Origin of the sequence: Pseudomonas machongensis, from assembly GCF_034961125.1 — a bacterium.
GTDB lineage: Bacteria > Pseudomonadota > Gammaproteobacteria > Pseudomonadales > Pseudomonadaceae > Aquipseudomonas > Aquipseudomonas machongensis.
The window spans coordinates 21,405-28,675 of the sequence record NZ_JAYFUI010000055.1 but is presented as its reverse complement, the minus strand read 5'-3'; the positions used below and the strand labels follow the sequence as shown (position 1 = coordinate 28,675).

At 65.9% G+C, this 7,271-nt stretch carries 6 protein-coding genes; all 6 read right to left on the bottom strand.

Translation table 11 applies throughout. The annotated features are described in order from the left end of the window. Window positions 1-799 (bottom strand): MlaD family protein (locus VA602_RS04495; RefSeq protein ID WP_323452593.1); only part of this gene is annotated, 799 nt, incomplete at its 3' end. A 2-nt stretch (window positions 800-801) separates the two neighbouring features. Further along, window positions 802-1,596 (bottom strand): ABC transporter ATP-binding protein, encoded by a 795-nt coding sequence (locus VA602_RS04490; protein WP_323452592.1) that lies wholly within the window; start codon window positions 1,594-1,596, stop codon window positions 802-804. After that, the gene (locus tag VA602_RS04485) at window positions 1,593-2,714 is read right to left on the bottom strand and encodes an ABC transporter permease (RefSeq protein ID WP_054893335.1); all 1,122 of its coding nucleotides are present in this window, start codon (window positions 2,712-2,714) and stop codon (window positions 1,593-1,595) included. The genes VA602_RS04490 and VA602_RS04485 overlap by 4 nt, the downstream gene beginning before the upstream one ends. A 112-nt stretch (window positions 2,715-2,826) precedes the next feature. Next, on the bottom strand, window positions 2,827-3,849 hold the full coding sequence (locus tag VA602_RS04480) for a DUF5924 family protein (RefSeq protein WP_323452591.1): 1,023 nt from the start codon (window positions 3,847-3,849) through the stop codon (window positions 2,827-2,829). 187 nt (window positions 3,850-4,036) lie between these two features. Then, a complete protein-coding gene (locus tag VA602_RS04475; RefSeq protein ID WP_323452590.1) occupies window positions 4,037-5,443 on the bottom strand; it encodes a M16 family metallopeptidase in 1,407 nt (468 codons plus the stop codon). A 37-nt stretch (window positions 5,444-5,480) separates the two neighbouring features. Beyond that, entirely contained in the window at window positions 5,481-7,139 is a 1,659-nt protein-coding gene (locus VA602_RS04470; protein WP_054893333.1) for a Na/Pi cotransporter family protein, read from the bottom strand. Window positions 7,140-7,271 lie beyond the last annotated feature (132 nt).

Below are 7,271 nucleotides of genomic sequence, written 5' to 3'. Positions count from 1 at the left end.
GGGCGCCGTCGTCGAGCGCCTCGCGGTTGTTCTTGAGCAGGTCATTGATGGCCGCGGTGCTCTGAGCCAGCGACTGCATGGCCTGCTCCGCGCTGCCGAAGGCTTGCTTGCCCTCGCTGCCGAGCAGGCCATTGGCGTTGCGCATCAGCGCCTGTGTCTCGGCCAGGGTGGCGCTGGCCTGCTTGCCGACCTGACCGAGTTGCTCGATGGCCTGGGCGATGCCGCCCTTCTGGCTGGCGAAGGCACCGGTGGTCTGTTCGAGGTTGGCCAGGGTGTTGCTCAGGCGCTCGATGTTGTTTTCCGAGAACATCTGGTTGGCGTTGTGCAGCAGCAGGTTGATGTTGGTCACCAGGTCGCTGCTGTCGTTGAGCAGGCGTGAGATGGGCGACGGCGAGGCGACGATCACCGGCAGCTGTCCGTCCTTGCCCTTGAGCGACGGGCTCTGCGGCGTGCCGCCGCTGAGCTGGATGAACGAGTTGCCGGTCACCCCGGCGAGCGTGAGCTTGGCCTGGGTGTCTTCCTTGACCGGTGTGTCGGCGCTCAGGCGGATGCGCGCCAGTACCCGGCGCGGGTCCTGCGGGTCGAGGCGCAAGGTGCTGACATCGCCGACCTTGATGCCGTTGTACTGCACCGCGCTTCCCCGGGACAGGCCCGAAACGGCCTCGTTGAACACCACTTCATAATCTTTGAAGGCATCGTCGACGCTGGACTTGGTCAGCCACAGGCCGAACAGCATGGCGCCGGCCACGACCAGCACGGTGACCAGTCCGATGAGGACGTGATGAGCTCGGGTTTCCATCGTCAGTGCTCCTGTCCCGCGCTTGCGGCTGCCTGTTCGGCTGCACGTCCGCGCGGGCCGTGAAAGTATTCGTGAATCCAGGGGTCGTCGGTGCGTTCGACCTCGGCCAGCGGGCCTGCGACCAGTACCCTCTTCTGCGACAGCACCGCCACCCGGTCGGTGATGGTGTAGAGGGTGTCCAAGTCGTGGGTGATGAGGAACACCGAAAGCCCGAGGGCGTCGCGCAGGGTCAGGATCAGTTGGTCGAATGCCGCTGCGCCGATCGGGTCCAGGCCTGCGGTGGGTTCGTCGAGGAACAGGATGTCCGGGTCCAGTGCCAGCGCGCGGGCCAGGGCCGCGCGCTTGATCATGCCGCCGGACAGCGAGGCCGGGTACTTGTCGGCGGCGCTGATCGGCAGCCCCGCCAGCGCCAGCTTGACCCCGGCCAGGTGTTCGGCGTCGGCGCGTGACAGCCCGGCATGCTCGATCAACGGCAGCGCGACGTTCTCGGTGACGGTCAGTGACGAGAACAACGCGCCCTTCTGGAACAGCACACCGAAGCGCCGTTCCACCTGCGAGCGTTGGTCGTCGTTCAGCGTGCCCAGGTCCTGGCCGAACACCTTCACCCTGCCCTCGTTGGGCCGACGCAGGCCGACGATGCTGCGCAGCAGCACCGACTTGCCGCTCCCCGAACCGCCGACCACGGCGAGGATCTCGCCGCGGTACAGGTCCAGGTCGAGGTTCTCGTGCACGCTCTGACTACCGAAACGGTTGCACAGGCCACGGGCTTCGATCACCGCTTCACGTGTGCCACTCACCAGCCCATCTCCATGAAGAACAACGCAGCCACGGCATCCAGCACGATGACCACGAAGATCGACTGCACCACCGCCGAGGTAGTGTGGGCCCCGACCGACTCGGCGCTGCCACTGACCTTGAAACCTTCCAGGCAGCCGATGGCGGCGATCAGGAAGGCGAAGAACGGCGCTTTGAGCAGGCCGACCAGGAAGTGCTGCACGCCGATGTCGCTCTGCAGCAGCGAGAGGAACATGGCCGGCGGGATGTCCAGCGACAGCGCACAGACCACCGCGCCGCCGACGATGCCGCAGACCATGGCGACGAAGGTCAGCAGCGGCAAGGCGATCAGCAGCGCCAAGACCCGCGGCACCACCAGCAGTTCGATGGGGTTCAGGCCCAGGGTGCGGATGGCGTCGATCTCCTCGTTGGCCTTCATCGAGCCGAGCTGCGCGGTGAAGGCGCTGGCCGTGCGCCCGGCCATCAGGATCGCGGTGAGCAGCACGGCGAATTCGCGCAGGAAGGAGAAGGCCACCAGGTCGACGGTAAAGACCGTCGCACCGAAGTCGGCCAGCACCGTGGCCCCGAGAAAGGCCACTACGGCGCCGACCAGGAAGGTCAGCAAGGCGACGATGGGCGCGGCGTCCAGGCCTGTCTGCTCGATGTGCGCGACCACCGGGGTGACCCGCCACTTGTGTGGTTGCAGGAGCCGGGTGGCGAGGGTGGCGAGGATCAGGCCGACGAAACCGAGCAGTTGCCGGGTGTCCTGCCAGAGCGTGTCGACGGCGCAGCCGATGCGTGCGAGCAATTGCAGCAGGACCGGTTGTTCGGCTTCCTTGATCGGGATGCAGTAGTCCTGCACCGAGCCATACACCGTCCTGAGCAAGGCTCGGCTGGCCTCGGGGAGCTCGTCGGTGCAGTGCGACAGGCGCTCGGCGCCCAGTAACTCGGCCAGCAGCGAGGCACCGGCGGTGTCCAGGCGCCCAAGCTGGCTGAGGTCGGCGATCGTGTCAGCACCGTACTGGTCGCGCAGGCGCTCGCTGTCGCGCTTGAGGCTGGTGTAGTGGGCCAGGGTCCAGTCGCCGGCGATCAGCAGGCGCGCGGGGTGCTGGCGGGTGTCGAGGGTGGCGCTGGGCTCCATGCTTCTGACTCTGCACGACGGCGGTGGGTCAGATCATAGCCTGTTGCAGCGGCGGTGGCTTCAATCGCGGGGCAAGTCGCAACGGCGATGGAGGCGACGCGATGATGAAGCTTCACCCCGCCGGTACATCCTCGACCACCTTGAAGCGCAGTACGCCGATCACCTGACCATCCTCGGTCAGCACCCGCACCTGCCACTTGCCCACGGGGTTGGGCGGGAAGTTCTGCTTGTGGGTCCAGGCCCGGTAGCCTTCCTTGCGCCCACCGTGGATGTCCAGGGCGATGCGGTCGACCTCTTTACCGTCCTGCTGCCACACGTGATAGATCCGCTCGTTCAGCCCGCGCGGGGCGTTGATTGCGGTATAGGCGTACAGCCCCGCGCTGCGAATGCGGCTGGCGGCGATCTCGTCCAGCGATTCGCCGGGCTGGCGGTCCTGCAGCTCGGTGGTCACCGCCACTTCGGTCATCCACAGGGTCGCCGGGGGCACCCATGAGCGCAGCAGCCAGCCGCCGCCGCCCACGGTCAGGGTCACCAGTACCAGCGCCACGGCGCGGCGCCAGTTGTTGATCGGGAAACTGCTGGCCAGGCTCGGGAATGACAGCGCCATGGCCGCGATCAGCGCCAGCTTGAAGCTCTGTGCGGTGGTCAGGTGCAGGATGATCGGCAGCGCCGTGAGCAGCGCGGCGAACAGGGTCAGGGTGTGCAGCGCGAGGAACAGCCAGCGCCGCGGTGCGAGCCATTTGTAGTACAGCGGATCGACGATGGAGATCAGCCCGGCTGCGCCGAGCAAGCCGGTGAACACCAGCTGGCCGCTGTTCCAGGTGGTGGTGATGAAGAAGAACGGCAGGACGAAGAACAGACTTTCCTGGTGGATCATCTGTGTGGCGTAACGCAGCAGCGGCTGCGGGATTTCGCGCTTGAAGGTGCGGGCGAACAGGCCGGTCAGGGTGTTCTCGAGCATCAGCCAGACCCAGCTGACCAGCATCAGCACGGCGATCCAGCTGGCAAGACCGGCCTGGCGGTCTACCAGGATGAAGCTGCCGATGCCGGACAGGAAGCCGCCAAGGGCGATGACCCCGGGATAGCGTTTGAGCAGTTCGATGATGCGTTGGACGATGTGGGGTATGGGGGGCATGGAGATGAGCAGCGATAAGGGGTGACTGTTCTGGCCTCTTCGCGGGCAAGCCCGCTCCCACAAGTAGCCGGTGATGCTGAAGCCTACGGTGTACCTCTGGCAGCCAGTACCCGGTGATGCTGAAACCTGCGGGATACCTGTGGGAGCGGGCTTGCCCGCGAAGAGGCCGACACAGGATACCGCCGAATCAGCTGTCGCGTGTAGCGCCGCTGGGGCGATCCGCCGGCTGGCGCCTTTTGCGGATCAGCCCGATGGCGAGTATCAGCCCCAACCCCAGCGCCACCAACCCGTACAGCTCGTCATAGCCCAGCAGTGGCTTCTCGATGCGCAGGTAGCCAGGTTCCTTGAGCAACAACCGCAGCGCTTCGTTGGCCTCCTTCAGGCTGACCTTGCGCAGTTTGCCGATCGGGTCTGTGAAACGGCCGTCCTCGTAGTCGTTCAGCGCGCCCCAGTAGTAGTCAGCCAGTGCGCTGTTGCCCTGGGTGGTCCAGCTTTCGCGGGCAATCGCGGCCTCCTTGAGGCGGGCAAAGGTGTCTGCATCCAGGCCGTGCTTGCGCAGGTGCTCGAACAGGTCCTGCAGCACTTTCACCGCTTCGTCGATGTCCTGGCGTTCGAGATCGGCGTTGAAGCTGAGCATGCCGCTGTCGCCGAAACTTTCACGCCGCACGGAGGGGCCGTAGGCCAGGCCGTGGCGCAATCGCAGTTGATCGTACGCAGCCCAGTCGAGGTAGCGCGAGAGCAGCTCGAGGGTCTGGTCGTGATTGCTGTCGAGTACCGGCTCGATGAACAGCCAGTGCAGCCTGGCGGTGTCACCCAGCCAGCCACGGGTCAGGTCGCGGCGTTGCTCGGCCTGCTGGCTGATGCTGTCGAGGTTGCGCCGCTCGCCTGGCTCGGTGGCTGGCAGCTCGCCGTAGGTACGCTCCAGATAGGCCGGCAGCAGGCGGTCGAGGCCACCGACGACGATCAGGCTCATGTTGTTGGCGGCGTACCAATGCTCGCGCATGGCCTGCACCTGTTTGAGGGTCATGCCGTCGATATCCGAGCGCTCCGGGCATTTGAGCCCCAGTTCCACGGCAAGCTGGTCGCTGGCCGGGTGGCCGATGTCCTGGCGGTCCAGCCAGCGCTGCAGGTGGCCGTAATGGCCGCCGTCCTCGCGCTCGATGATTTTCTTGGCGGTGGCCAGGGCCTTGGCATCGATCTTCGTGTCCCGCACCGCCGCCAGCAGCAGGTCGAGCACCTTGCGCTGGTTGCGCGCCGGCGCTTCTATGACGAAGGTGGTATCGGCGGCGCTGGTGAAAGCGTTCCACTCCCCGCCCAGCACCTGCAGGCGCTCTTCCAGGCCGCCTTCGCCGGTCTCGTCGATGCCGCTGAACAGCAGGTGTTCGAGCAGGTGCGGCAATTCGCGCTGGTTGCACTCGAAGTCGTCGAGGCCCACGCCGACCACAAGGCGGATCGACACATGGTCGCGTTCGTACCCCGACTTGAGAATCACCTGCAGGCCGTTGGGCAACAGATAGCCTTCGACCCGCGAGCGGTCGAGGGCGAGCGAGGGCAGGCTGCAGAGGATCAGGCAAACGAAGGTCAGGCAACGCATGGGCGGGCTTCCGGGCCGGTCTCCAGGTGTGCGGGGGTCAGGACAGGCGGGCGTCGTCCGGCACGCTGTCGAGCAGAAGCCCGCCGGTGTCCGCGCCGCCCAGTACCACATAGGCACTGCTGCAGAACAAAGAGTTCAACCGCTTCATGTCGGCGATCAGCTCCAAGTGTAGCGAACTGGTCTCGATACTCTGCACCACCTTGCGTTGCAGGCGGCTGACATGGGCGTGGGCCAGGCGCCGTTCCTGGGCGCGGAAGCGGCGTTTCTCGCGCAACAGCAGGCGTGCGCTCTCAGGGTCGGCGCTGAGGAATACCGACAGCCCAAGGCGCAGGTTGGCCAGCAGTTGCTCCTGAAGGCCCGTCAGTTCTTCCAGGCCGACCTGGGAGAACTCCCGGCGTTGTGAGGTCTTCTGCTGCTGCACCTTGCGCAGCATGCGCTCGATCAGGTCGCTGGCCAGTTTGAGATTGATCGACAGTTCGATGATCTCGGCCCAGCGCCGGTTGTCCTGCTCGCTCAGGTCCTCGCGTGACATCTGCGCCAGGTACAGCTTGATGGCGCTGTACAGGGCCTCGGCGTCCTCGCCCAGGGCGCGGGTCTGTTGTGGCAGTGCGGTCTGGCTGCCGCGCAGGGCGCCGAGCATGGCCTCGAGCAGGCTGTCGACGATGTCGCCCAGGCGCAGGGTCTCGCGGGCTGCGTTGGCCAATGCCAGGCTGGGGGTTTCCAGCGCCGAGGCGTCGAGGTGCCGGGGCTTGACCTGGCCGTTGGCGACTTCGCGTTCGGGTAGCAGGGTGGTGCACAGGCGCCCCATCGGTTTGACCGTGGGCAGCATGACCAGGCAACGCAGGGTGTTGTAGAGCAAATGGAAGCCGATCACCAGCTCTTGCGGGCTGAAACTCAGCGAGTCCATCCAGTCCACCAGCGGGTGCAGCACCGGAATGATCAGCAGCAGGCCGATCAGCTTGTACAGCAGGCTGCCCAGGGCCACGCGACGCCCGGCAGCGTTCTGCATGCGGGCGCTGATGAAGGCCAGCATTCCACTGCCGATGTTGGCGCCGACCACCAGGCCGATGGCCACCGGCAGGCTGATCACCTCGGCACCGGCCAGGGTCGCGGTGAGCAGCACGGCAGCGAGGCTGGAGTAGGTAATCATGGCGAACAGGGCGCCGACCAGGGCGTCGAGCAGGATATCGCCGGTCAGCGAGGCGAACAGCACTTTCACACCCTGTGCATGGGTGATCGGCGCAGCAGCCTGCACGATCAGTTCAAGTGCCAGGATGATCAGGCCCAGGCCAATGGCCACCCGGCCCATCTGGCCGAGGCGCGTCTGCTTGCGCGACAGGAAGAAGATCACCCCGACGAACACCAGCAACGGCGACAGCCACGACAGGTCGAAGGTCAGCACCCGCGCCATCAGCGCAGTACCCACGTCGGCACCGAGCATGATCGCCAGGGCAGGGGTCATGGCCATCAGGCCTTGGCCGACGAAGGAAGTGACCAGCATGGCGGTGGCGTTGCTGCTCTGCACCACGGCGGTGACGACGATGCCGGCAATGAAGGCCAGCGCGCGACGGTCCATGTTCTGGCTGAGCACGCGGCGCAGGTTCGAGCCGTAAACCCGAAGAATGCCGGTGCGCACGATATGCGTGCCCCAGACGAGCAGCGCCACGGCGGAAAGCAGGTTGAGCAGGGTGAGCATGTTCGAGGCCCCCTTTTACCGACGCCCCAGTGCGGGGCCAATAGGTGAAGCCGTGAGCCTGGCCCGGGGGTGGGCGTTGTATTCAGTGCTCACTGAAGCTTTAGTTGTTTTGCGCGGTTGTCGCCAGCTTGG

Bases quoted from the DNA above. Each gene is read 5' to 3' on its own strand.
- VA602_RS04470 (WP_054893333.1), bottom strand. From the start codon at position 7,139: ATGCTCACCCTGCTCAACCTGCTTTCCGCCGTGGCGCTGCTCGTCTGG.
- VA602_RS04475 (WP_323452590.1), bottom strand. From the start codon at position 5,443: ATGCGTTGCCTGACCTTCGTTTGCCTGATCCTCTGCAGCCTGCCCTCG.
- VA602_RS04480 (WP_323452591.1), bottom strand. From the start codon at position 3,849: ATGCCCCCCATACCCCACATCGTCCAACGCATCATCGAACTGCTCAAA.
- VA602_RS04485 (WP_054893335.1), bottom strand. From the start codon at position 2,714: ATGGAGCCCAGCGCCACCCTCGACACCCGCCAGCACCCCGCGCGCCTG.